Origin of the sequence: Streptomyces sp. NBC_01381 (assembly GCF_026340305.1) — a bacterium.
Classification (GTDB): domain Bacteria; phylum Actinomycetota; class Actinomycetes; order Streptomycetales; family Streptomycetaceae; genus Streptomyces.
In genome coordinates, this window is sequence record NZ_JAPEPI010000002.1 from 3,323,215 (window position 1) to 3,345,836 (window position 22,622).

The window sequence follows — 22,622 nt, forward strand, 5'->3', positions numbered from 1 at the left end:
GAGTCTCCGGCCGCGCGACAGATCCGTACGACGAGATCCTTACGGCTCCGTGGCATTCACCGGTTCCGCGTTCGTGACCTTCACCGGGTCGGTGTCGGGCGCGCTGTGCCGGTCCGCCCAGTTCTCCAGGGCCGTGTGGCAGGCGTGGTCGAGGTGGTACAGCCCGGACAGGTCCACCTCGATCGGCCGGTCCTGCGGAAGGGCCTCCAAGCTGTCGAGTATCTTCGGCAGCCGCAGGAACGTCGCGTTGCCCGACAGGTACACCTGGATCGGCCCGGCGCCCTTGTCTATGACCTCCGTCTTCAGCTGCGATGCCTCCCAGGCGGTCTTGATCACCGCCAGGGCCAGACCGATGAGCACCCCCTCGAACATGTTCACCGCGACGATCGACACGGCCGTGACCACGAGGATCAGCGCCTCACCCTTGTGACCCCGCCACAGCGCCGCGATCTGGCGGAACGGGATCAACTTCCAGCCCGCGTGCACGAGGATGCCGGCGAGCGCGGGCAGCGGGATCAGCGCCAGCGCGGAGGGCAGCGCGGCGGCGAACAGCAGGATCCACACGCCGTGCAGCACCCGTGACGCCTTCGTCTTCCCGCCCGCGTTGACGTTGGCGGAGCTGCGCACGATCACCGCGGTCATCGGCAGTGCGCCGAGCAGACCGCACACCGTGTTGCCCGCACCCTGGGCGATCATCTCCTTGTCGTACTGAGTACGCGGACCGTCGTGCAGCCGGTCCACCGCCGCCGCGCTGAACAGCGACTCGGCCGAGGCGATCAGCGCGAACGCGATGATCGTGCCCCAGATGGCCGGGCTGGCGAGCTCACCGAAGGCGTCGGCGCCGGGCGGCTGGATGACGCCGAGCAGACCCTCCACCTCGACGGTGGCGACCGGCAGGCTGAAGGCGAGCGAGGCGAGAGTGGCCAGCATTACCGCCGCGAGGGCGCCGGGTACGGCCTGCACCTTCTTCGGCAGCTTCTTCCACAGCACGATGACGGCGACGGTGCCCGCGCCGATCGCGAGGGAGGTCAGGGCCTCGGTGCTGCCGAGCGCGTCGGTGAACGCCCCGGGCAGGCCGACGATCTTGCCGATGCCGGTCTCCGGGGCCTTCAGACCTGCCGCCGCGTAGATCTGGCCGGCGATGATCACCAGGCCGATGCCGCAGAGCATGCCTTCGACGACGGCGACGGATATCGCCCTGAACCAGCGGCCGATCCCGAAGAAGCCCATGGCGAGTTGAAGCAGGCCGGCGATCAGCACGATCACGCCGAGCGCGGCCACTCCGAACTCGCTGACCGCCTCGAAGACCAGCACGGTCAGGCCCGCGGCCGGGCCGGACACCTGCAGGCTGCTGCCGGGCAGAAAGCCGGTGACCAGGCCGCCGACGATGCCGGTGATCAGGCCCAGCTCTGCGGGGACGCCGGAGGCGACCGCCACGCCGACGCACAGCGGCACGGCGACCAGGAAGACAACGATGGAAGCGGCAAAGTCCTGCCTGAGGTAAGGAAACTTCGACAGCACAGTCAGCCCCCTCACAGCGCCTCGAACGTGTCAGTCGCCGTGCGGTATTCGCGCACGGCCCCGGTGTGCACCTCGTAGTACCAGCCGTGCAGCCGGAGTTGGTCCGCTTGCAGGCGCTTGTCGATGCAGGGGTAGGAGCGCAGCCGCAGCAGCTGCGTCAGGACGTGGTTCTGCACGGCCTCGGCGACCGTGGGGTCGGCGGGGTCGGAGCACTTGCGCTCGTCGGCGGCGTGCGCGAGCCAGTCACGCACGGCGGGGACGGCGTTCAGGTCGTCGCCGCGCACCACGGCGCCCACGGCGCCGCAGTGCGAGTGGCCGCAGACCACGATGTCTTTGACGCCGAGAACCTCCACGGCGTACTCGATGGTGGCCGCCTCGCTGGTGGGGTGCTCCGAGGTGTACGGGGGGACGATGTTGCCCGCGGTGCGCAGCTCGAAGAGCTCGCCGGGGCGGGCGCCGGTGATCAGGGCCGGGATGACCCGGGAGTCGGCGCAGGTGATGAACAGGACCTCGGGCGACTGGCCTTTGGCGAGGTTGGCGAGCTCCTCAGGGCGCTGTCCGAACATGCGGGCGCTGTCGATGAGGGGTTGCATGATGTGGTGACTCCTCCTGGCGCGCCGTGGGGGCGCGTCGGACTTACGGGACAGGTGTGTGGGGGGCTGCTCTGCCGCTCAGCAGCGGAATATCTGAAGTGCCGCCGGGGCGTGGGTCGTCGAGGATCTCGACGTGCGGTGGTGCGCGGTACGGGGTGTGCCCGGCTCGTCCGCCTTCGAGGCCCCCTGCCTCAGGTGTGGACGGTCGGGTGCCTCGGGTGCGCAGTCGGCGGCAGTGCGGTGCCGGTCGCGGGTGCCCAGGGGACCGGTCGGATACCCGTGCTGGCTTGCGTCCCGGCAGGTGGCGATCTCGTCGCGCAGCGCCTTCCCGGAGGGCTTGATTTCGGGCTGGCCCTTGGCCACGGCGTGACGGGTTGTGTGCGCGGATGCGAAGGATGCGGTGTGCGCGAAAATCTGAAGGCCGAGCAGGACGGCGGCGATGATCGACATCACGGTCCGGGCCGTCGTACCTCGGAACATGAGCCTCCCTCCAGGTAGTTCGCGGACTCTAGAACATGCCAACACTTGGTCAATGATCCACCAAGAAACACAATAACCCTGCAAAATCCTTTGCAGAGTTAACTTAAGGTTTCGAACCTGAAGAGAGCCTGAAGGCGTGTCATCGGGGGCGAGAACGGGCCCTCGATGTACTGAAGTTCGTCGGTCGGCGGCCGGGTCACCAGGTCAACAAGCCGCAGGGTGTCCCGGGTCGGCGCCGTGAGCCGGGAGCCTGCCCAGATGCTCTTCCTGTGGAGCCGCGGCAGGGGCGTGGGAGAGGCAGTGGCAGAGCATCCAGTGATCTGCTACCTCGTCTGGGTCGTGCTTTTTCGGCGCCAACTTCGCCTGGGAGGGCATTGGCCTGCTGCGGCCCCACGACGGCTTTCCCACGCTCAGTGACGCGACCAGGGCCGTCATGCGCTATCCCGTGGGCCGTTGGGCCCTGTTCGGTTCGCCCTGTGGTTGTGGTTCGGCTGGCACACCTTCGTGCGCGGCTGGCACTTCCTCCTCCGGGACTCCTCCTGAGAGCGGTCACCACCAGGAGTCGGCCATGCTGCCCGTGTCCCTCAGCATCACGCTCACGGTGGCCGGCTATCTGCTGGTCATGGGCTATCTCGGCCTCGGCCTGCTCGTCATGCGCCGCCGCCCGATCCGACGCTGGAGGCGTGCGCAACGCATCGCGCCGGCACTAAGACGATGTCCTATGTGGTGAGGCGGAGTAGGACCTCACCATGGGCCAGGGGACGTGGAGTTGGATTGTTCCGGACGGGCTGTGGGAGATCGCCAAGCCGTTGCTCCCGCCGTCGAGAGTGCGACCGCAGGGTGGCGGGACACCGGATATGCCTGATGAGACGCTGTTCGCGGCCATCATCTACGTCCTGGTCAGCGGCTGCGCCTGGCGCCAACTGCCGCTCTGCTTCGGCATATCCAAGTCGACCGCCCATCGCCGGTTCCTGATCTGGTCGAGAGCCGGTGTCTGGGGCCGCCTGCACGAAGCCGTGCTGCACCGCCTCGACGACGCCGGCCTCGTCGACGTCACCCGCGTAGTGCTCGACACCGCCCACGTCCGGGCGGAAAAGGGGGCGAACACACAGGCCCGAGCCCCGTGGACCGGGGCAAGCCGGGTTCCAAGATGCACATCCTGTCGGACGCGAACGGACTGCCCCTCCTCGTCGGCATCTCAGCCGCCAACACCCACGACAGCGAAGGGCTGAAGGCCATGATCGAGGGTCACCAAACGAGACACGACCCCCGCCGCGGACGGTACTTCAAGCCTCAGCGCCTACACGCCGACAAAGCATACGACCGGGCCGACCTGCGCAGGTGGCTCCGATGGAAGCGGATCGTAGTGCGCATCGCCCGCAAGGGCATCGAATCCAGCGAACGATTAGGGCGACGCCGCTGGGTCATCGAGCGGACGATGTCCTGGCTATCCGGCTACCGACGCCTGAGCCCTCGCTACGAACGCCATCCCCGCAACTACCTGGCCCTTCTCGGTCTCGCAGCCGCCCTGTGCTGCTACAAGCGACTCGTCCGCCTCACCACATAGGACATCGTCTTGCTCTCACGGTCGGAAACGCTCACGGGACCGAGCACGCTGAGGGCGACCGGGGTGCCCTTGGCGTCGCGGAACTCCACGGAGAGACACGCGCCGTCCTCCTGCCCGGCAAACCCCCCGAGCCAGCCGCCAGGGTGTACCGCACCTTGCCCGCGTCGACGGCTCGGCGCCCGGTCGGGCCGCTCCTCGGCAGGTCGATGTCCTGCACCAGCACGGTGCGCGGGCTGTTGCCGCCCGAGAAGAAACGGCTGCCGCGGCGGGCGGGGCCGGGGTCCGACGCGGTCGGGTAGCCGCCGCCGAGACTGTAGGCGATGAGCGCGGGGGCTCCCTGGGCGACCTTCCAGCCGCGGACCGTCGCGACGGGGTCGGCGGTGCCGCCGGACCCGCTCTCCGCGTCGCCGTTGACGACGAGATTCACGCACGCCTCCTGTTGATCGGTGAGTTGAGCGCGGTCAGCCCACCAGCCCCGCGTGAACCAGGAGAAGCATTCCGGCGAATTCTGTTACTTGTCGCCCACCGCTGGCCACCGTTGTTCAACGAGCCCGCGCGTGGCTTCCGTTTCTTTCCCCTTCTTTCCGCCCGGCCGCGTCAACCTCCCGGCCCCCGTGGGCCTCTTCCTCTGCAACGGCCCTCGCCACCTGACCACAGAGGGCCGGGAACGAAGAGGGGAACTGTGCGTACGAACAGATGGAGAAACATAGCCCTGGCGACCGGCATGGCCGGGGTCCTCGCGGCCACGGGCGCCACCGCCGTCGCCGAGACCGGCACCTCGGCCACGCCCCGGACACCCGACCTGCGCGCGGACGTGAACCGGGACGGATCCGTCGACGTCGAGGGCGCCACCGACACGGCCGGTGAGAACACCTGGACCCAGCGCCGCGGCGCGACCGTGCTGCCGAACGTCGACGACGACGCCAAGCGCTGCCCGGTCAAGGACGCGCAGGGCAGGCCGCTCTCGGACGCCAAGCTGGCCCGCTGCAACGACGGCTCCGACACCAAGGTCAACGGCGCGCGCGACGCTGCCGACCTGGCCCGCCTGAAGACCGTTCCGCTGCCCAAGACCCCGGCGGGTAGCCATGGCACCGTCAAGACGGTCGGCACCGGCGCCAAGAAGTCCCGCCTCTTCATCAACCGCGACGGCCGCTGGTCCCTGCTGCGGCCCACCGACAAGCTGACCACCAAGGAGCTGCGCTCCGGCGTCGAGCTGGGCATCGAGGCGACCGACGTCGTGCGCGAGGCGGCGAAGTGGAACGGCGACGTGAAGGTCCGGTTCACGGTCACTCACGGCGGCACGTCCCGCTCCGACGACGTCGTGCTGCGCACCGCCCCCGTCCTCACTCACCACCACCTGCAGCGCACCGAGGAAGTCCTCGTCACCGAGGTGCAGGGCCAGGGCGAGTACAGCCGCGCCCAGCAGCGGTTCGTCAAGGACCTCGCCAAGAAGGTGAAGGACGCTGGGATCAGCAAGCCCATGACCAAGTTCACCAAGTACGCCGACCCCTGGGCGCAGGACTTCGTCGAACCGGCCTACGCGAGCGTGCCGGGCCCGGGCGGCAAGCAGCACACCATGCGCGTCCTCATCCGCTCCGCGCAGCCGGACCGGGACGCCGGACGTGAGCTGTTCGAGAAGCTGCGCGGACCGGACGTCGGCGTCGTGCAGGTCAACGGGGTGCGCGACAGCGAGGAGTGGACGCTCAACTCCATGGGCAACCTGGAGACCATTCCGCCGTACACCCTGAACGGCAAGAGCTACCCCGCCGGACGCATCATCCAGGGCTACCGGGCCGACTCCGGCTCCAAGCCCGCCAAGGCGATGCGTACGTTCCTGTCCTCGCAGGGCGTGCAGGCGCCGCTGCTGCTCGACACGTCTTGGCTCTCGGTCGGGCACGTGGACGAGTTCATCCAGTTCCTGCCCGCCGACACCCCGCGCGGCTGGCGCATCGGCGTCGCCGACCCGGCCATGGGCGTGGAGCTCCTCGCCAAGGCCAAGCGGGACGGTCACGGCGCCAAGAAGATGTTCTCCGTGCCGCGTTCCCCCGATGTCCCGGCGCCCAAGGAGACCATCGACAAGGTCCTCGCCTCGTCGAAGTTCCACGCCGACAACAGGCTGGCGGCCGAGCGCATCAAGGCGAACCTCGCCATCCTCAAGCGCGAGACCGGCATCACCGACGACGAGATCGTCAAGGTGCCCGGCCTGTTCACGCGCGACGGGGACGAGAGCAGCGCCCTCAGCGACAGCCGCAAGCTGCGCCGCATGGGCCCCGACCGGCTGCAGAAGTTCAACCAGCTGCGCGGCGCCGACGACCAGAAGGACCGCGGCGGCGACCGCGCCCGCCAGGCTCCCACCCGGACGCACAGCGCGTATGTACCGGGCGCCGTCAACGGCGTCCTGCTCAGCCCGACGCGCTACCTGGCGCCCCAGCAGTGGGGCCCGGTCATCGGCGGCCGCGACATCTTCACCGATGCCGTGACCTCGGTGTATGACAAGGCAGGCTTCAAGACGACCTACATCGACGACTGGTACACGTACCACCTCGGCATGGGCGAGGTGCACTGCGGCACCAACACACTGCGCGACGCCACCGCGCCGTGGTGGCCCAAGGCGTAGGGCCGTCCACGCGGGACCGGCGCGCCACCACGGGCGCCGGTCCCGTTCCGCTTCCTCGCCGGGCTCTCCCGTGCCGCAGCCGCTCTGCCCTGGGCGAATCTGCCGACGGCCGAGAAAACGGCCGGGCCACCTCCTCGCGATCCACAGGGCACTGTCAACTTGTGGGGGTGAGCGGGTAGTTGAGGTGTGCTGGGGTGTTGCCGGGCCTGTGGTGCCGCTGTCAGGCGGTCGCCGGGACGCGGCTGGTGGCCTGCTTCCAGACAGTGAAGCGGTGGTGCATGTCGGTGCGGTATTCGTGGGCGGTGAGCAGGTGGCGGCGGGGCCGGAAGTGGGGTGAGATGCCGGAGAACGCGGACAGGAATCTCTGTGCATGCCCGGTCGAGGTGAACTTCCGCATGGCGCGTTCGCGCTGCCTTGTTGGCTGGTGGCTGTTCTCGCACCGGTTGTTCAAGTACCTGGACTGCCGGTGCTCGACGGAGGGCATGATGGTGCGGCGGGCGGCGCCGTAGCAGCGGAGCTTCTCCGTGACGATCACCCGCGGCACCGTCTCGGTCGCCTTGAGGAGCTTACGGAAGAAACGCCTGGCCGCAGCCGTGTCCCGGCGATCCATGCGCGTTTCGAATTTCGAAACAAACTCAACGGGAGCGCCGATGTCGCGAATAACCCTGCTGGAACCGCCGTACGCCGACCAGGCCGGCGCGCTGCTCGCGCGCATTGCCCGGGGACGTGCCGCCGATCGGACTGTTCCGGATGTTCGCCAAAAACCTCCCGATGGCCGGCGCCATGCACGGATGGGGGCGCCGTCCGCAGCGTCGGGTACTCCCTGGGCAGCGCCATCGGCGGCCTGATACTCGCCACGGGCACCGGCCCCGGCCGCCTCTTCCCCGACGACAACGCCTGCACCACCGCGGCGCTGGTCGGCATCGGCGCCATGGCGATCACGACGCTGACAAGCCTCGCTCTCGCCCGCCGACGCTCGTCCGAGACCAACCCGTAAGTCAGATGCACTCATCCAACACTGGAGGTTCCATGCCCAAGGGCTACTGGGTCAGCGTCTACCGCACCATTTCAGACCCTGAGAAGCTGGCTGCCTACAACAAGCTGGCCGCTCCGGCCGTCCAGGCCGGGGGCGGTCGGACCCTCGTCCGTGGCGGTCGGGTCGTGGCGCATGACGCCGGAATCGCCGAGCGCACCGTCCTGGTCGAGTTCGACAGCTTTGAGCAGGCCGTCGCGGCGCACGAGAGTGCGGCCTACCAGGAGGCGCTGGTCGCCCTCTCCGACGGCGTCGAGCGCGACTTCCGCATCGTCGAAGGCATCGACTGACCGAGGTCCAGTCGGACACCCAACTTAGTCGCCGCAGGTCAGCATCCTGTGCCCGACTATCTTCGCTGTCAAAGGACAGCAGCTTCAGGAAGTCCAGGCCGAGCGGGACGAACTGGCGATCGCGGAGCGGGTGTTGAACCGTCTGGCCGGGCAGGCCCAGGCCGACGCCGAGGCTGTTGCTCCGGTAGTGGCGCAGGTGGCCGGGCGGGCAGTCCTGCTCATCCCGCACCGCAGCGACGCGGCCGACGAGGGCGCGCTGCCCGGCGACTACCGCAAGATCCTGGCGATCGTGCGGGAGGCCGACGGCCCGGTGCAGGTCAGGGCGGTCGGCGAGCGGCTGGGCCTGGACGCCTCGGTGCGCGGCAAGCTGGAGCCGCTGCGGGCGAAGATGACCAAGCTCGCCGACCGCGGCTGGCTGCACAAACGGCCCGACGGGCGGTTCACCGCACGTCCGTGACCGCGCGGGTGGGCCGTAACTGGCGGGCCCTCGGCGGCAGTTGAGTTTGGTGTGAAGAAAAACAAAGGTCTCGTCGAGGGCCCTGACGGCCTTGTCTGCACCGCCCGCCTGCCGCTGTCGAGCACCACCCTGAACTACCTCGCCGGCCTGATACGCGGCCACCTGAAGAAGATCGGCTCCCGGTGGCGGGCCCTGCCCGCCGGGAAGATCGCCGCCATCGTGCTGGCGGTGCTGCGCTGTGACCAGCGGCCCGGCGACCTGGCCGGCGGGAACGGGGTGCACCGCACCACCCTGAGCCGGTGGGCGCGGGAGGTCGTCGGTCTGCTGGCCGCCCGCGCCCCGCGCCTGGACCGGGACCTGAAGAAGATCGCCCGGAAGGGCGGCGGCGTGGTCCTGCTGGACGGCTCCCTCATACGCACCCGTCGTCGCACCGGGGCAGACAACCGCGGCAACTATTCGGGTAAGCACAAATGCCATGGCCTGCTCGTGATCGCGCTCACCGACGACCGCGGCCGACTGGTGTGGATCTCCGCGGTGCGGCCCGGACGCACATCCGAGATCACCGCCTGCCGCCACGACAAGCTCACCACCAAACTGCGGGCCGCCGGGCTCGGCGCCATCGCTGACCTGGGGTTCGTCGGCCTCGACGACGGCGCTCCGGACGCCGACCCGGCGGTGATCACCGGCTACAAGGCGGCCCGGAACCGGCCCCTGACCCGTGGTCAGAAGCTGTCCAACAAGGCACTGGCCGCGGTGCGGGCCCCGGTCGAGCACGGCTTCGCCCATCTCAAGAACTGGCGCGTCCTCACCAAGGTCCGCACGAATCCGAGGTGGGCGACCGCGCTGGTGCGGGCCCTGCTGGTGCTCACGAACCGAGCAGTCGCTCGCTGGCGGATGATCTTGTCGGTGGACTACTGCCCCGGACCTGCCCGAGCCTCCCGACGCCCTACGCACACCAGGCCGACTGACGTGCAGTCTTCACGACGCACCGTGCTCAGTGCGTCGGTGGCCGCTTCACTTTCAGCGCTGCCGGTCAGTGTGCGTCCGCGACGAGCGTCCAAAGCCGCGGCCATGCCCCAGGTCACACAACCCGGGGCTGGTCGGGGGGCCTGCGAGTCCCGGAAAGGGGTGCTTTTGACGTACCGCTGGCGATCGGTCGTGTCACTCAGAGAGGTGCGACGCCCACGCGGAGGTCGCGGGCTGCCGGTCCCGCATGGTGTATGGGAAGTTGAGGACCGTCCGCCGTACGTCGGGGTGGAGCACCGATCCGGGAGCAGATCCAGCTGCCGCACGGTGCGTCACGTGGTCGCACCAATCTCCTGTCGGCTCCGGCCACGGCCGCACCACCCACCAGAGCCTCACTGACCGCGACCGCCCGCGCATCGGTGGGCGGGCGCGGCGCCTCACCCTGCCGGATGTCACCGGGTGCGCGCGGACAGAGCGCTGCTGATGATGTCGGCATGGGGCTTCAAGCACGCACCGGACGCGAGCCAGTGGGCGCGAGCCGGGATGTCACCAGACCTGAGGCGTCGAAGGGGATCGCCGCGTGCTCGGAGGACGCGGTGCGCCCCTACGGCCCTGGGCCCGATCCCGGTCGCGCGACGGCGGTCGGCACGGTCTTCGTCAGCGGGATGCACAGTGGCCCGAACCCGTCGCCGGGGTTGAGCGTGGCCCGCTCGTTGCGTCTCGCCTGGCCCGATCTGCGGATCGTCGGCCTGGACTATTCGGCGGAGAGCTCCGGGCTGCACTCGGAGCTCCTCGACGACCTGGTCTGCCTCCCCTCGTGGAAGCGGGCGCATCTGGCCACCTGGGTCGAGCAGATGGGCCGCCTGCTGGAGCCCGATGACGCGGTCCTGATCCCCTGTCTGGATCTGGAGGTCCGGCTGCTCGCGACGGAGCTCGCTGCCCACGACCGGATCCTGGGGCCCTCGAAGACCGCCCTGCGGTTGGTGGGCAAGCCTCCCGTCGAAGCGGCCGAACGGCTCGGCCTGCGCTCCGCGGCGTACCAGACCGACACCAGCTGGCAGGCCATCGACCAGTTCATCCGCCGGTCCCCGGACGGGGTGTGGGTGAAGGGCCAGCACTACGACGCGTACCGGGCCTTCACCGCCCGGGCCGCGCTGGCCCGAGGGGATGTCGTCCAGCGGACGTGGGGCGGTGGCTGGCATCTGGAGGCGCACGTAGCCGGCCAGGAGTGCAGCATCGTGTTTTGTGCTCTGGACGGCCGACTCCTTGACGCGGTCTTCATCACGAAGGCGATGGTCACGACCGAGGGCAAGACCTGGGCCGGTGAGGTCGCCGAGTTGGACGGGACGCTGCACGAGCGTCTGGCGGACCTGGTCGCCGACGCCCTGTGGACCGGCGGCGGTGAGCTGGAACTCATCCGCGGCTGGAACGGCGAACTCACGCTCATGGAGATCAACCCGCGGCTGCCCGCCTGGATCCACGGCGCCTCGGTGTGCGGCGCCAACTTGCCCGCCGCCCTGGTCGCGGGACGGGTCGCCGACCCCGGCAGGCGCCTCACGCCGGGGTTCACCCGCGTGGTGGAGGAGATCCCGGTGCACCCGGCGCTGGGCATCACCCCCATCGCCTGGGTCGTGGGGGGCGCCTCCCGTGCGGGCGACAAGCGGCATTCGGGGATGCCGTCGCTGGGCCAACGGCGCCTGCTCCCGCCCGAGGACGCCGAGGGGAGCGAGGAGCCGATCGGGAGCCACCCGGCCTCCGCCGCACTCGCGGGCGAAGCAGCCGTACTCCTCGCGGAAACAGCCGTGCACACGGACGGATCGGCCGCACACACCAGTGGCTTCGAGGAACTGCTCGATCCTCCCGGGAGCGCGGCCACTCCGAGCAGACACCTCCTCCTTCCGCTCTTCACCGAGCAGGTCCGGGCGCTGCGGCGGGAGGTCGAGGGGCTCGGCCGGGTACTGCTCGCGCACAGCGTGAAGACCTGCCCCGAGCCCGCTGTGCTGCGTGAGGCCGCACGGCTCGGCATGGCCGCCGAGGCGATCAGCCTTGCGGAACTCGACGCGGCCGACCGTCTCGGCATGGCGGCCGAACGGGCGATCCTCAACGGGCCCGGGAAGTGGTGGCCCGCCACCGACCGGGTACGCTGCTTCGCCTTCTTCGCCGACTCCGTGGCGGAACTGCGCGCGCTCCACGCCCTGCTGGACAGCGGCTTCCAACTGGAAGCCGCTGTCGTCGGGGTCCGCGTCGCGCCCGCCGGGCTGGTCAGCCGCTTCGGCATCCCATTGCACGAGCGCGAGGCCATGGCGAAGACGCTTCCGTTGCTCGGCGCTCTCGCCGAGCGGCTCAAGGCCCGGTGGGGGCTGCACTTCCACTTCGCGCAGAGCGCCCTGGGCGCACCGCGCTGGCAGCGCGAGTGCGCGGCGGCGCTCAGCGCCGCCGATCCGCTGGCGGAGCAACTGGGCCAGCCCCCCGCCGTACTGGACATCGGCGGCGGATGGCATGTCGACGACCTGCCGTACCTGCGCGCCTCGCTGGGGTACGTGCTCGCCCACGGCCCCGCCGTGGCACGCGACGGGGATCCGCTGCTGGTGCTGGAGCCGGGCAAGCTCGTCACCCAGCCGTCCGCCGCTGTCGTGACGCAGGTCCTGGCGCGCCGGGAATCCCACCGCGGCTACGACATCGTCGTCGACGCGGCCGAAGGCGACATGCCCGAGACGCCGTTCCATCCGCACCCCGTGGCCCGGTTCGACGGCTCCCGCTGGGTACCCCTGCGGCCCGGCCGGAGCCGGATTCTCGGCCGATCCTGCATGGAGCACGACGTGCTCTCGATCCGGCTGGACCTGAGCGACGTACGGGTCGGCGACCACCTCGCGTTCGGCATGTGCGGTGCGTACGACACCTCGATGGCCTACGACTTCGGGCGCGGGACCGCGCCGCGGGAACTGGGGCAGCCATGACCGGCCTGATCACCGAGTTGAAGCGGTTCGACCGGATCGGTCTGTCCCAGGTGGCCAGCCACGCGAAGGCGTGCTGCCGGATGGTCAGGCACGGCGTGTTCGCCCAGCTCACGCATTACGGGGACATGGGGACCGCGCTCGCCGCCGTCCCCGCGCTGCTGCCCTGGGGGCCCGTGCAGTGGCCCGCGCACTGGTGCGACCTGGCCGACCACGACGAACTCGTCGGCGACTGCGGGGTGCACGCCGATGTGGCGGCGGCGCTCCTCACCCGGCAGGACATCCCCCACGCGCGCGGCCGCGCCGCCGTACTGACCACACCGCATGCCCCCGCCCACTGGCGGGCCACCTGGAACGAGGTGCAGGCCAGCGACGCGTGGATCGGGCGGACGGTCGTGCACCACGAGGTGCTCCGGGTCGGGAACCGTTGGTGGGACCCGAGCGAGGCCCGCTGGTTCTCGGGGGGCGGAGGGCACCTGGGGAGTGGACGCGTTCTCGCCGTTCGCGAGGAGGGCGGGCAGTGGCAACTCGCCCCCGACGTGCGGCAACCGCCCACCCGGACCGCCCAGGAGGCACCGTGATCACCCCCGACACCTGGCAGTCGGCCGCCCCCGAGACCGCGGCGGCCGCCGCCGACACCGCGCGGCCCACCGCGTTCCCCGGCCCCGTCCGCCTCACCGCGCAGTTGGTCCGCAGCTTCGGCCAACTCGGCCTGCAGACGAACGTATGGGCCGGGGGCGTGTTTCTGCTCGCGTTCTTCGTGGGCAGTTGGCGGATGGGCGTCTTCGGGCTGCTGGGGGCCGTGGTCTCCACCGCGACCGCCTACGCGTTGGGCGTCGACCGGGGCAGGATCGACCTGGGGCTGGAAGGCTTCAGCGGCTGCCTGACCGGCCTGGCCCTGTTCGTCTTCCTCGGCCCGCGCCTGTCGACGTACCTGCTGACCGTCGTCGGCGCCGTCGTCTGCGTACTGATCTGCGCGGCGCTGACCGCCCTGCTCGCGCCGTGGCGGCTGCCGGCGCTGACCGCGCCGTTCTGCGTCGTCGGCGGGGCGTTGCTGACGGCGGCGCCTGCCTTCACCCGGGTCTGGCACGGCGGCAGCCCCGCGTTCGTGCCCGTCAGGGCCACCGGCGGGACCAGGTACACCTGGACCGACCTGTGGCACGGGTTCTTCGCCAACATCGCCGAGGTCGGCCTCTCGGCGCACTGGTACGTCGGCGCGATCATGCTGGTGGGGCTCTTCGTCGCCGGGATCCGCCCGGGGCTGGCCGCCGTCGTGGGCAGCGCCCTGGCGGTGCTGCTGGCCTGGGGCCTGGGCGCCCCGCCGGGTGCGGTCGCCGCGGGCGTCTACGGCTACAACGCGGTCCTCGTGGCCATCGCCCTGGGCACCCTCTTCCTGGCCGGTACGGTCTCGACCGCGCTCTACACCCTGGTGGGCGTGGCCGTCGCCACGGTGCTGACGGCCGCCCTGAACGCCTACTTCGCGCCGTTCGGCGGACGCACCCTCAGCTGGCCCTTCATCATCACCACCTGGCTGTTCCTCGCTGCGGCCACCTCCTTCCCCCGAATCCGGCGCACGGCGTGACCGGCCGCGGACGCCGGGCCCGGTGTCAGGGACCCGCGTGACCGACGCCCGGGCCCCGAGGCCGTTCCCGCCGTGCTGCTGGCCGCGGCCGGCGGGAATCGGGTGCCGGTGATCGCCCAGCTGGTGGCGGCCGACGAGGACACCGTGCGTGATGTGATCCACCGGTTCAACGAGATCGGCCTGGCCTGCCTGGACCCTCGGTGGGCGAGAGGCCGTCCCCGCCTGCTCAGCGATGACGACGAGGACTTCGTCGTCCAGACGGCCACCACCCGCCCCACCAAGCTCGGCCAGCCTTTCACTCGCTGGTCGCTACGCAAACTCGTCGCCTACCTGCGCACAGTCCACAGCCGAGTGATCCGTATCGGCCGTGAGGCGTTACGCGGCCTGCTCGCCCGCCGCGGAGTCACCTTCCAGCGCACCAAGACCTGGAAGGAATTTACCGACCCCGACCGCGAGGCGAAGCTGGACCGGATCGAGCACGTCCTGGACCGTTTCCCCGACCGGGTCTTCGCGTTCGACGAGTTCGGCCCACTCGGGATCCGGCCCACCGCAGGCTCGGGCTGAGCCGAACGGAAACACTCCGACCGAGTGTCGGCCACCTACCACCGCACCCATGGAGTCCGGTACTTCCACGGCTGCTACTCGGTCGGTGATCCGCGCCGCCCGGCCCGACGGCTCCCCCATCTACGTGATCCTGGACAACCTGTCCGCCCACAAAGGCACCGACATCCGCCGCTGGGCTACAAAGCACAAAGGTCGAGCTGTGCTTCACCCCGACCTACGCCTCTTGGGCCAACCCCATCGAGGCCCACTTCATACCGCTGAGGCAGTTCACCATCGCCAACTCCAACCACCCCGACCACACCGTGCAGACACGAGCCCTGCACGCCTATCTACGCTGGCGCAACGCCAACGCCCGCCACCGCGACGTCCTGGCCGCCGAACGCAAGGAACGCGCCCGCATCCGAAGCGAGAAGGGCATCCGTTGGGGCGGACGCCCCCTCAGCACCGCAGCCTGACCAACCGCGAACTGACACAGCCGCAGCGCATCATCGGTCCGCTCGTGGCCAAGCGCGGACGACCGAAGCGTTGTGAAGATGCTCTCTGCTGGGCAGACCCGGAGCCCCGAACGGGGCCGGTTCAGGAGAAGGACGGCGCGAGAGGAGAATGACTCAGGAGGCGGACGGCTCGATCTCCCCCGCGAAGACGATGACCTGGTCGATGAGGCTCCGCCGCAGATGGACGACGTCCGTTCCCGCCAGGCGGGGGCCTCCATCCGGCGTCGTGAAGACCCACTGGTACCGGGCCCACTCGTCCGGCATGTCCACTGCCGAACAGCGCACCATCGTGCCGGTCCCCGCGGGGTGGCGCCGGATGTCCAGCACGAACCGCTCGACCGCCTCGATCCCCTCACTGCGGCCCAACGGTCCCCAGAAGACCACGTCCGAGGTGAGGGCCTGGGAGAGCAGCGCAGTCACATAGCTGTCGTCCGAGGCGTTGAACGCGGAGATGAACGTGTCGATCGCGGATCGCGCGGTCTCTTCCTGCATGCACCAGTAATACCAGTCGCCTCGCGGACCGCGCTCGTCCCGTGAGCCGTCTCCCGACCACGGTGAACCATCCCGGTCACACCACCCCTAGGGCCTGACCCATCGGACAGGCCCTAGGGCAGGCACAAGCGTCGCGGGCCGTCAGCGGCCGGTGGCGTCCAGAGCCGCGGTGAACTGCTCGTCGGTGACGGGCTCCAGCCAGGTGGTCCCGTCACCGCTTTCGTTGCCGACGACCATGGCGATGTGGGCCATGAGTGGGGTGTCGGTGGCGCCGTGCCAGTGCTCCTCGTCGGCCGGGCACTTGACGGTCTCACTGGCGGTGATCCGCACCACGTCGCTGTCGCGGGTGCTGACCAGGCCGACACCGTCGGTGAGTTGGTGGCACGGGTGCGGGCGGGCGCCATCGGCTATCGAAGTCCACCGGGTTCCTCTGGGGACCACGGGCCCGTGTCAGGCCGCGGTCTCTTGGTGGGCTTGGTGGGTCCTGGCGGTGGCCAGGTCTGCCGCTCGCCGGACCGAATCGGCGGAGGCGGCCAGCAGCGGCAGCCGGACGGCCGGGCTGGGGATACGGCCCTGGGCGTGCAACACCCCCTTGATCACGGTCGGGTTCGGCTCGGCGAAGAGCGCGGAGGACAGCCGGGCCAGCTCGGCTCCCAGCCTGCGGGCCGGTCCGGTGGCGTCGCTCCGCCACAGCGAGATCAGCTCGGCGTAGTCAGCGGTGCGGACATTGGCCGACGCCAGGATGCCGCCGCGGGCGCCCGCCGCGAGCAGTGGCGAGATGACGGCGTCATCGCCGCCGAGCACCGCGAAGCCCGGGGTCGACGAGCCGAGCAGTTCCATCGCGGCTGCGTCGATCGCACCGGTTGCGTACTTGACCCCGACGACCTCCGGCAGGTGCCTGAGCGCGTTCAGCGTGCTGATGCTGAGGGGCTGACCGGTGCGGTACGGGATGTCGTAGACGACCAGCGGCAGGCCCCCGTGTTCGGCGAGTGCCGTGAAGTGCGCCAGCGTTCCCGCCTCGCCGGGTCGGGTGTAGGGCGGTGTGGGAACCAGCGCCGCGGCGACGTCACCGCTCTGAGCGAGCTCCTGCAGTGTCGTGATGGCGGCGGCGGTGTCGTTGGTGCCGACGCCGACGATCAGCGGAGCTCCGTGTGTCCGGCAGGCGGCCGAGCAGATACGGACTACGGCCTGCTTCTCCTCGGTGGTCAGCGTGGCCGCCTCCGCGGTGGTGCCCAGGGCGACGAGTCCGCGAGCGCCGCCGACCGACAGCGCCTCGTCGGCGAGGCGGGCGAGCGCGTCCGGGGCGAGGCGCAGGTCGTCGGTGAACGGAGTCACCAAGGGGACAAACAGGTCGGTGAGATTCGCTTTGGGCTTCATGCGCCCAGCCTGACCGACACAAACCCAGTAGATCCAGTTCATGTTTCTTCGCTTATGCGTAAGCTCATCTTATGCTCGATGTTCGACGTCTCCACCTGCTGCGCGAACTGGACCGACGCGGCACCATCGCGGCCGTTGCCGAGGCGCTGACCTTCACCGCCTCGGCCGTCTCCCAGCAACTGAGCGTGCTTGAGCGCGAGGCGGGCGTATCCCTGCTGGAACGAAGCGGCAGACGGGTGGTGCTCACCCCCGCGGGCCGTACCCTCGTCACCCACGCCGATGCCGTCCTCGAACGCCTCGAACTGGCGGTCTCCGAGCTGGCTGGTGCACGCGAGGGCGTCGGCGGTCCGCTGCGGATCGGGACGTTTCCCTCTGGCGGCCCCGCGATCGTGCCCGCCACGCTGGCCGAACTGGCCCAGCGGCATCCCGCGCTGGAACCGATGGTGCAGGAGATCGACTCGGCGCGGGTCTCCGACGGCCTACGGGCCGGCGAACTCGATGTGGCCCTCGTCCACGACTACGACTTCGTGCCCGCCTCACCGGACACCACGGTCGACCAGGTACCTCTGTTGGAGGAGCCGATGTACCTGGCCACCGGCGGTGCTCCCGCTACCGGTCGCGTCACCCGCGGCGAGACGCTGGCGGAGCTGCTCGGACCGTGGGCCATGTCCCCGTGGATCACGGCCCGGGACGGCACGACTGGTCACGCGATGGCCGTACGCGGCTGTCAGGCGGCCGGATTCCAGCCGCGCATCCGCCATCAGGTCAACGACTTCCGTACGGTCTTGGCACTTGCCGCCATCGGGCAAGGCGTCGGATTCGTACCGGAGATGGCCACCGCACACGCCCCCGAGAACCTGGTCCTGACTCGGCTGCCCCTCTTTCGCCGTTCGAAGGTAGCCTTCCGCGCCGGCGGCGGCACCCACCCGGCGATCGCAGCATTCGTGGCGGCGGCGCGAACAGCGGTGGCGCCACGGGCCGTCCCTCCTTGCTGATCGCTTCGGTGCCTTGAGTCGCGGGTCCTGTGCTCGGCGATCTTGCCCCCCCGGTCGACTGCGTGTTCCCGACCGGGCGGCACTCGCCGACGTCATGTGCGTGCTGCGGACCGGTGTCGCGTGGCGCGATGTCCCCGCAGAGACCGCGGGCTGTTCCGGAGTAACGGCCTGGCGTCGGCTGCGGGAACTGAACCGAGGCCGGTCACCTGGCCACGCCTGCGCGCCGCCCCTGCCGGCCGAGCTTCGGCGCGCCGACCTGCTGGACCTGGACGGCTGCTCCATGGACGGGCCGCACGTCCGGGCCCTCAAAGGGGGGATCACGTCGGTCCCTCGCCCGTCGACCGCGCCTGTTCCGCCGATTCGGGGTCGGCGGGGACGTCCCCGCCACAAGCCCCTGCTTCGCGGAGTCAGTCGAGATCGATCTGGCGCCAGTGGGTCGAGTGGGCTGCTCGCTGCCTCTATGGCGAAGTACGTTTGGGTGACGCCACTGGCACCGGCCCATCCAGCACGCCGCGGGCAGCCCCATGGTCTGCTCCGGGTGCTGCTCGGTGTTCCGCCGCGCGGACCTGCTCGCCTTCGGCGGCTTTCCGGAACGCACCATCGTCGAGGACATGGACTACACCTGGTCCCAGCAGATCGCGGGCCGGCGCCCCTGTACGTCAGCGACGCGGTCGCCTGGGCCGCCGACCCCGAGACGCTCACCTATCTGCGCAAACAGGTGTGGCGGTGGATGGCGGGCTTCTGTCAGAACGTGCGGCTGCACCTGGGCCGGATGCTCACCGCGAAACCGATGCTCGCACTCTGGATCCTGCTGGCCCTCCTCGAAATCGTCACGGCACCCCTGTGGTGGGCCACACCGTTCCTGCTCGCGGCCACGACGAGCCAGTCGCTGAGCGAGTCCTTCGGGTGGTGGGCGGCGGCCGAGGTACTGCTCACCGCGCCACCCCTGATCTACGCGGCCCGCCGGCGGCGGCTGCCCGTGGCGGGGGTCCTGCTGAACATCCCGTGCGTCTACGCCACCAAGGCGGTCAACGTCTGCTACGCGTGGAAGGCGCTGATCGTCGAGCTGGTCCTCGTCCCGCTGCGGCTGTCCAAGGGACTCACCGTGTACGAGAAGGGGCGCCCCGCCATACCGGCCGCCCGGTGACGCGGTGACGCCCGGGATGTGAGAGGCAGTCAACTCCCGGGCACCGCACCGTCGTTGGTGGATACGTGGACGTAGTCGACGACGAGCTGCTGCGGGAAGGTGGTGCTGCCGTCCGGGTCGCCGGGCCAGTAGCCGCCGACCGCGAGGTTCAGGATCAGGAAGAAGGGCTTGTCGAACACCCACTGCTTGCCGCCCAGGTCGGCCGGGGTGCGGGTCTGGTAGATGTTGCCGTCCACGGACCAAGTGACCTTGTTGGGTGACCAGTCCACGGCGAAGGTGTGGAACTTGTCCGCGAACGCCTCGCCGCCGGGCAGCGTGTATCCCGCGCCGATGCCGCCGGAGCCGGAGTAGCCGGGGCCGTGCAGGGTGCCGTGCACGGTGCTCGGTTCGAAGCCGACGTTCTCCATCACGTCGATCTCACCGCTCTGGGGCCAGCCCACGTCGCCGATGTCGGCGCCGAGCATCCAGAACGCGGGCCACATGCCCTGGCCGCGCGGCACCTTCATGCGGGCCTCGACATGGCCGTACGTCTGCGTGAACTTGCCCGCGGTGTTGAGACGGGCGGAGGTGTACTCACAAGTTCCGTACCAGCACTGGTAGTTGCCCGGGTTCTCCTTGCGGGCGGTGATGACCAGGTTGCCCTGGCCGTCGAGGGCGGCGTTGCTGTTGCCGGAGGTGTAGTACTGCCGCTCGTGGTTGTTGACGTTGTCGCCGGTCTCGATCTGCCACTTGGCGCCGTCGACCGCCGACCCGGCGGGTCCGTCGAAGTCGTCGGTGAACGAGGCGGCCGCGGGCGCGGGTTCGGCCGATGCCCCGGCCGGGAGTGCGGTCAGGGTGGCGGCGCCGCAGACCAGGGCGGCCGCGAGCGCCGTACGGCGGCGGCGGGTGGGGGTGCGCACTGTCATCACATCGCTTCGCGTGGGGGAGGGGAGGGGGCGGGGGAGGGGGGAGAGGAGGGGAGCACGCATGCCCCGCGGGGCATGCGCATGACAAACCACCGTCGAGAACTGAACGCAGCGAGCGATCCGTCCCCGACGCTTAGTCCAGTACTTGATTTAAGGCACCCTCCGAGGCGCCGTCAAGGAGTTGGTGCGGACCAACCGGAACCGTCGGGCGTCAACGCCCGTGCCAGATACGGCGCCGTGCGGCTGCCCGGCGCCCCCGCCATGACCGCCGGCGGGCCGGACGCGACGATCCTGCCGCCCTCTTCGCCGCCGCCGGGGCCCAGGTCGATCACCCAGTCCGCGCCCGCCACCACCGCCATGTCGTGCTCGACGACGACCACCGAGTGGCCCGCGTCGACAAGGCCGTGCAGCTGACGCATCAGGACCTCGACGTCCGCCGGGTGGAGTCCGGTCGTCGGCTCGTCCAGGAGGTAGAGCGTGTGACCGCGCCGGACGCTTCCCCGGGCGTTTCGAACAGGGGAGGCCCCTTGCAACTCGCCCGCCAGCTTGATGCGTTGGGCCTCGCCGCCGGACAGCTCGGTGGCGGGCTGGCCGAGCCGCAGATAACCGAGCCCCACATCGAGCAGGGTCCGCAGGCTGCGGGCGACCGCCGGGGTGTCCGCGAAGAAGTCCGCTGCCGACTCGACGGTGAGGTCGAGCACCTCCGCGATGTTCCGCCCCTGGTAGGTCACTTGGAGCGTCTCGGGGTTGTAGCGCGCGCCCCCGCAGTCGGGGCACGGCGCGTATGTACTGGGCAGGAAGAGCAGTTCCACGCTCACGAACCCCTCGCCCTGGCAGGTCTCGCACCGTCCGCCCGCGACGTTGAACGAGAAGCGCCCCACGCCGTAGCCTCGCTCGCGCGCCGCGTCCGTGGCCGCGAAGACCTTGCGCACGACGTCGAAGAGGCCGGTGTAGGTGGCGAGGTTGGAGCGGGGCGTGCGGCCGATCGGCTTCTGGTCGACGGACACCAGGCGCCCCACGCCCTCGAGTTCCTCGGTGATCTCGCCGATGAGCGTGGACTTGCCCGAGCCGGAGACACCGGTGACGGCGGTGAAGGTGCCGAGCGGGATCTCGGCCGTCACCTCACGCAGGTTGTGGCGGCTGACGGGCCCGACCTTCAGCCAGCCACGGGGCGCGCGCACCTCGCGCACCGGTTCCGGTTCGCGCCCGAAGAGGAAGCGGGCCGTCGCGGACTCCGCGACACCCGCGAGGTCCGCGACCGGCCCGCTGTGCAGGACCTCACCGCCGTGCTCACCGGCGTGCGGGCCCACGTCGACGAGCCAGTCGGCATGGCGTACGACATCGAGGTGGTGCTCCACGACGAAGACCGAGTTGCCCGCTGCCTTGAGCCGGTCGAGGAGGGTGAGCAGCGACTCCGTGTCCGCCGGGTGCAGTCCGGCCGAGGGTTCGTCCAGGACGTACACGACGCCGAAGAGCCCGGAGCGGAGCTGTGTCGCGAGCCGCAGCCGCTGCAGCTCGCCCGTGGAGAGCGTGGGCGTCGCGCGGTCCGGGCTCAGATAGCCGAGCCCGAGCTCGGTGATCGTGGCGATCCGTGCGAGCAGGTCGGCGGCCAGGACGCGGGCCGCCTCCGAACCCGTCGCGCCTTCGAGCGTCTTGGCCAGTTCCGACAGGGGCAGCGCGGCGAGGTCGGCGATCGTACGGCCCGCGAAGGTGACGGCCATCGCCTCCGGGCGCAGCCTGCTGCCGCCGCAGGCCGGGCAGTCGGCGCTCTCCAGAAAACGCTCGGCCTTGGTGCGCAGCGTCTGGCTCTTGGAGTCCGCGAAGGTCTTCATCACATAGCGCCGGGCGCTCATGTACGTGCCCTGGTAAGGGCGTTGGATCCGGCCGGCGTCCCGCACGGGGTGCACGGTCACCACCGGCTGCTCGTCGGTGAACAGGATCCAGTCCCGGTCCTGCTGTGGCAGTTCGCGCCAGGGCAGGTCGACGTCGTGGCCGAGGGTGTCGAGGACGTCGCGGAGGTTCTTCCCCTGCCAGGCCCCGGGCCACGCCGCGATCGCGCCCTCCCTGATCGACAGGGACGGGTCGGGGACGAGGAGCTGCTCGCTCGTGCGGTGCACGCGGCCCAGGCCGTGGCACGCCGGGCAGGCCCCGGCGGCGGTATTCGGCGAGAAGGCGTCCGAGTCGAGGCGCTCGGCGCCCCGCGGATAGTCGCCGGCCCGGGAGAAGAGCATGCGCAGCGAGTTCGAGAGGTTGGTGACCGTGCCCACCGAGGACCGGGAGGTGGGCGCCGCCCGGCGCTGCTGGAGCGAGACGGCGGGCGGGAGGCCCGTGATCTCGCCGACCCGCGGCGCGCCCACCTGGTGGATCAGCCGCCGGGCGTACGGGGCGACGGACTCGAAGTAGCGGCGCTGGGCCTCCGCGTAGATCGTGCCGAAGGCGAGCGAGGACTTCCCCGAGCCGGAGACGCCGGTGAAGACGGCGATGACGTCGCGCGGAATGGCGACGTCCACGTTGCGGAGGTTGTGCTCCCGCGCACCACGCACACGTACGAACGGATCGTGGGGGCTGTGCATGGGGCGGACTCCGTA

18 protein-coding genes and 5 pseudogenes are annotated in these 22,622 nt (G+C 70.3%); 13 read left to right on the top strand and 10 right to left on the bottom strand.

Features of this window, described 5'->3' with window-relative positions; all coding sequences use genetic code 11:
- Positions 1-39 precede the first annotated feature (39 nt).
- From OG453_RS36140 to OG453_RS36150, 3 genes are all read right to left on the bottom strand, one after another.
- Positions 40-1,521, bottom strand: coding sequence for a SulP family inorganic anion transporter (locus OG453_RS36140; RefSeq protein ID WP_266872770.1), 1,482 nt, complete (start codon positions 1,519-1,521; stop codon positions 40-42).
- Positions 1,522-1,532: 11 nt separating this feature from the next.
- Complete coding sequence (locus tag OG453_RS36145; protein WP_266872771.1) at positions 1,533-2,114, bottom strand: carbonic anhydrase; 582 nt, start codon at positions 2,112-2,114, stop codon at positions 1,533-1,535.
- Positions 2,115-2,192: 78 nt separating this feature from the next.
- Positions 2,193-2,594 (bottom strand): hypothetical protein, encoded by a 402-nt coding sequence (locus tag OG453_RS36150; RefSeq protein ID WP_266872772.1) that lies wholly within the window; start codon positions 2,592-2,594, stop codon positions 2,193-2,195.
- A gap of 568 nt (positions 2,595-3,162) precedes the next feature.
- Here OG453_RS36150 and OG453_RS36155 point away from each other — a divergent pair.
- Positions 3,163-3,324: a DUF6256 family protein gene (locus OG453_RS36155; RefSeq protein WP_266872773.1), complete on the top strand. Its 162-nt coding sequence runs from the start codon at positions 3,163-3,165 to the stop codon at positions 3,322-3,324.
- Positions 3,325-3,343: 19 nt separating this feature from the next.
- Positions 3,344-4,161 (top strand): IS5 family transposase gene (locus OG453_RS36160; RefSeq protein WP_266872774.1). Its coding sequence is split into 2 segments (ribosomal slippage): positions 3,344-3,686 and positions 3,686-4,161, totalling 819 coding nucleotides; the frame shifts between segments, so codons are not numbered across the junction.
- A 31-nt stretch (positions 4,162-4,192) separates the two neighbouring features.
- Here OG453_RS36160 and OG453_RS36165 read toward each other — a convergent pair.
- Entirely contained in the window at positions 4,193-4,588 is a 396-nt protein-coding gene (locus tag OG453_RS36165) for a hypothetical protein (RefSeq protein ID WP_266872775.1), read from the bottom strand.
- Between the two features lie 297 nt (positions 4,589-4,885).
- Between OG453_RS36165 and OG453_RS36170 the strand changes: the two genes are divergently transcribed.
- Complete coding sequence (locus OG453_RS36170; RefSeq protein ID WP_266873258.1) at positions 4,886-6,778, top strand: protein-arginine deiminase domain-containing protein; 1,893 nt, start codon at positions 4,886-4,888, stop codon at positions 6,776-6,778.
- Between the two features lie 220 nt (positions 6,779-6,998).
- On the opposite strand, the pseudogene OG453_RS36175 reads toward OG453_RS36170, so the two are convergent.
- Positions 6,999-7,385, bottom strand: a pseudogene (locus tag OG453_RS36175) (DDE-type integrase/transposase/recombinase); the annotation flags it as partial.
- A gap of 422 nt (positions 7,386-7,807) precedes the next feature.
- Here OG453_RS36175 and OG453_RS36180 point away from each other — a divergent pair.
- The 7 genes and pseudogenes from OG453_RS36180 (at position 7,808) to OG453_RS36210 (ending at position 15,079) form a co-directional block, all read left to right on the top strand.
- Positions 7,808-8,101, top strand: a complete 294-nt coding sequence (locus tag OG453_RS36180) for a DUF1330 domain-containing protein (RefSeq protein ID WP_266872776.1) — start codon at positions 7,808-7,810, stop codon at positions 8,099-8,101.
- A 133-nt stretch (positions 8,102-8,234) separates the two neighbouring features.
- Positions 8,235-8,558, top strand: coding sequence for a hypothetical protein (locus OG453_RS36185; protein ID WP_266872777.1), 324 nt, complete (start codon positions 8,235-8,237; stop codon positions 8,556-8,558).
- 51 nt (positions 8,559-8,609) lie between these two features.
- A pseudogene (locus tag OG453_RS45235) lies at positions 8,610-9,446 on the top strand (transposase family protein); the annotation flags it as partial.
- A gap of 572 nt (positions 9,447-10,018) precedes the next feature.
- Positions 10,019-12,481 carry a hypothetical protein gene (locus OG453_RS36195; protein WP_266872779.1) on the top strand — a complete coding sequence of 821 codons (2,463 nt, stop codon included), beginning with the start codon at positions 10,019-10,021 and terminating at the stop codon, positions 12,479-12,481.
- Complete coding sequence (locus tag OG453_RS36200; protein WP_266872780.1) at positions 12,478-13,059, top strand: hypothetical protein; 582 nt, start codon at positions 12,478-12,480, stop codon at positions 13,057-13,059. Before OG453_RS36195 ends, OG453_RS36200 begins: the two co-directional genes overlap by 4 nt.
- Positions 13,056-14,060 (top strand): urea transporter, encoded by a 1,005-nt coding sequence (locus tag OG453_RS36205; protein ID WP_266872781.1) that lies wholly within the window; start codon positions 13,056-13,058, stop codon positions 14,058-14,060. The genes OG453_RS36200 and OG453_RS36205 overlap by 4 nt, the downstream gene beginning before the upstream one ends.
- Positions 14,061-14,132: 72 nt before the next feature.
- Positions 14,133-15,079: pseudogene (locus OG453_RS36210) on the top strand (helix-turn-helix domain-containing protein).
- A 153-nt stretch (positions 15,080-15,232) separates the two neighbouring features.
- On the opposite strand, the gene OG453_RS36215 reads toward OG453_RS36210, so the two are convergent.
- From OG453_RS36215 to dapA, 3 genes and pseudogenes are all read right to left on the bottom strand, one after another.
- Positions 15,233-15,610 (bottom strand): nuclear transport factor 2 family protein, encoded by a 378-nt coding sequence (locus OG453_RS36215; protein WP_024757633.1) that lies wholly within the window; start codon positions 15,608-15,610, stop codon positions 15,233-15,235.
- 141 nt (positions 15,611-15,751) lie between these two features.
- Positions 15,752-15,985 (bottom strand): annotated as a pseudogene (locus tag OG453_RS36220) (cupin domain-containing protein); the annotation flags it as partial.
- A gap of 75 nt (positions 15,986-16,060) precedes the next feature.
- Positions 16,061-16,987: a 4-hydroxy-tetrahydrodipicolinate synthase gene (dapA, locus tag OG453_RS36225; RefSeq protein WP_266872782.1), complete on the bottom strand. Its 927-nt coding sequence runs from the start codon at positions 16,985-16,987 to the stop codon at positions 16,061-16,063.
- Positions 16,988-17,058: 71 nt separating this feature from the next.
- Between dapA and OG453_RS36230 the strand changes: the two genes are divergently transcribed.
- From OG453_RS36230 to OG453_RS36240, 3 genes and pseudogenes are all read left to right on the top strand, one after another.
- On the top strand, positions 17,059-17,982 hold the full coding sequence (locus OG453_RS36230) for a LysR family transcriptional regulator (protein ID WP_266872783.1): 924 nt from the start codon (positions 17,059-17,061) through the stop codon (positions 17,980-17,982).
- A gap of 49 nt (positions 17,983-18,031) precedes the next feature.
- Positions 18,032-18,376: pseudogene (locus OG453_RS36235) on the top strand (IS5/IS1182 family transposase); the annotation flags it as partial.
- A gap of 336 nt (positions 18,377-18,712) precedes the next feature.
- Positions 18,713-19,129, top strand: coding sequence for a hypothetical protein (locus OG453_RS36240; protein WP_266873285.1), 417 nt, complete (start codon positions 18,713-18,715; stop codon positions 19,127-19,129).
- Between the two features lie 29 nt (positions 19,130-19,158).
- Here OG453_RS36240 and OG453_RS36245 read toward each other — a convergent pair whose 3' ends face one another.
- Both OG453_RS36245 and OG453_RS36250 read right to left on the bottom strand, forming a co-directional pair.
- Entirely contained in the window at positions 19,159-20,034 is an 876-nt protein-coding gene (locus OG453_RS36245; protein WP_266872784.1) for a glycoside hydrolase family 16 protein, read from the bottom strand.
- Between the two features lie 173 nt (positions 20,035-20,207).
- Complete coding sequence (locus tag OG453_RS36250; protein WP_266872785.1) at positions 20,208-22,607, bottom strand: excinuclease ABC subunit UvrA; 2,400 nt, start codon at positions 22,605-22,607, stop codon at positions 20,208-20,210.
- Positions 22,608-22,622 lie beyond the last annotated feature (15 nt).

Bases quoted from the DNA above. Each gene is read 5' to 3' on its own strand.
- dapA (WP_266872782.1), bottom strand. From the start codon at position 16,987: ATGAAGCCCAAAGCGAATCTCACCGACCTGTTTGTCCCCTTGGTGACT.
- OG453_RS36230 (WP_266872783.1), top strand. From the start codon at position 17,059: ATGCTCGATGTTCGACGTCTCCACCTGCTGCGCGAACTGGACCGACGC.
- OG453_RS36195 (WP_266872779.1), top strand. From the start codon at position 10,019: ATGGGGCTTCAAGCACGCACCGGACGCGAGCCAGTGGGCGCGAGCCGG.
- OG453_RS36170 (WP_266873258.1), top strand. From the start codon at position 4,886: ATGGCCGGGGTCCTCGCGGCCACGGGCGCCACCGCCGTCGCCGAGACC.
- OG453_RS36145 (WP_266872771.1), bottom strand. From the start codon at position 2,114: ATGCAACCCCTCATCGACAGCGCCCGCATGTTCGGACAGCGCCCTGAG.
- OG453_RS36250 (WP_266872785.1), bottom strand. From the start codon at position 22,607: ATGCACAGCCCCCACGATCCGTTCGTACGTGTGCGTGGTGCGCGGGAG.
- OG453_RS36215 (WP_024757633.1), bottom strand. From the start codon at position 15,610: ATGCAGGAAGAGACCGCGCGATCCGCGATCGACACGTTCATCTCCGCG.
- OG453_RS36245 (WP_266872784.1), bottom strand. From the start codon at position 20,034: ATGACAGTGCGCACCCCCACCCGCCGCCGCCGTACGGCGCTCGCGGCC.
- OG453_RS36150 (WP_266872772.1), bottom strand. From the start codon at position 2,594: ATGTTCCGAGGTACGACGGCCCGGACCGTGATGTCGATCATCGCCGCC.
- OG453_RS36155 (WP_266872773.1), top strand. From the start codon at position 3,163: ATGCTGCCCGTGTCCCTCAGCATCACGCTCACGGTGGCCGGCTATCTG.
- OG453_RS36180 (WP_266872776.1), top strand. From the start codon at position 7,808: ATGCCCAAGGGCTACTGGGTCAGCGTCTACCGCACCATTTCAGACCCT.
- OG453_RS36240 (WP_266873285.1), top strand. From the start codon at position 18,713: ATGGCGGGCTTCTGTCAGAACGTGCGGCTGCACCTGGGCCGGATGCTC.
- OG453_RS36200 (WP_266872780.1), top strand. From the start codon at position 12,478: ATGACCGGCCTGATCACCGAGTTGAAGCGGTTCGACCGGATCGGTCTG.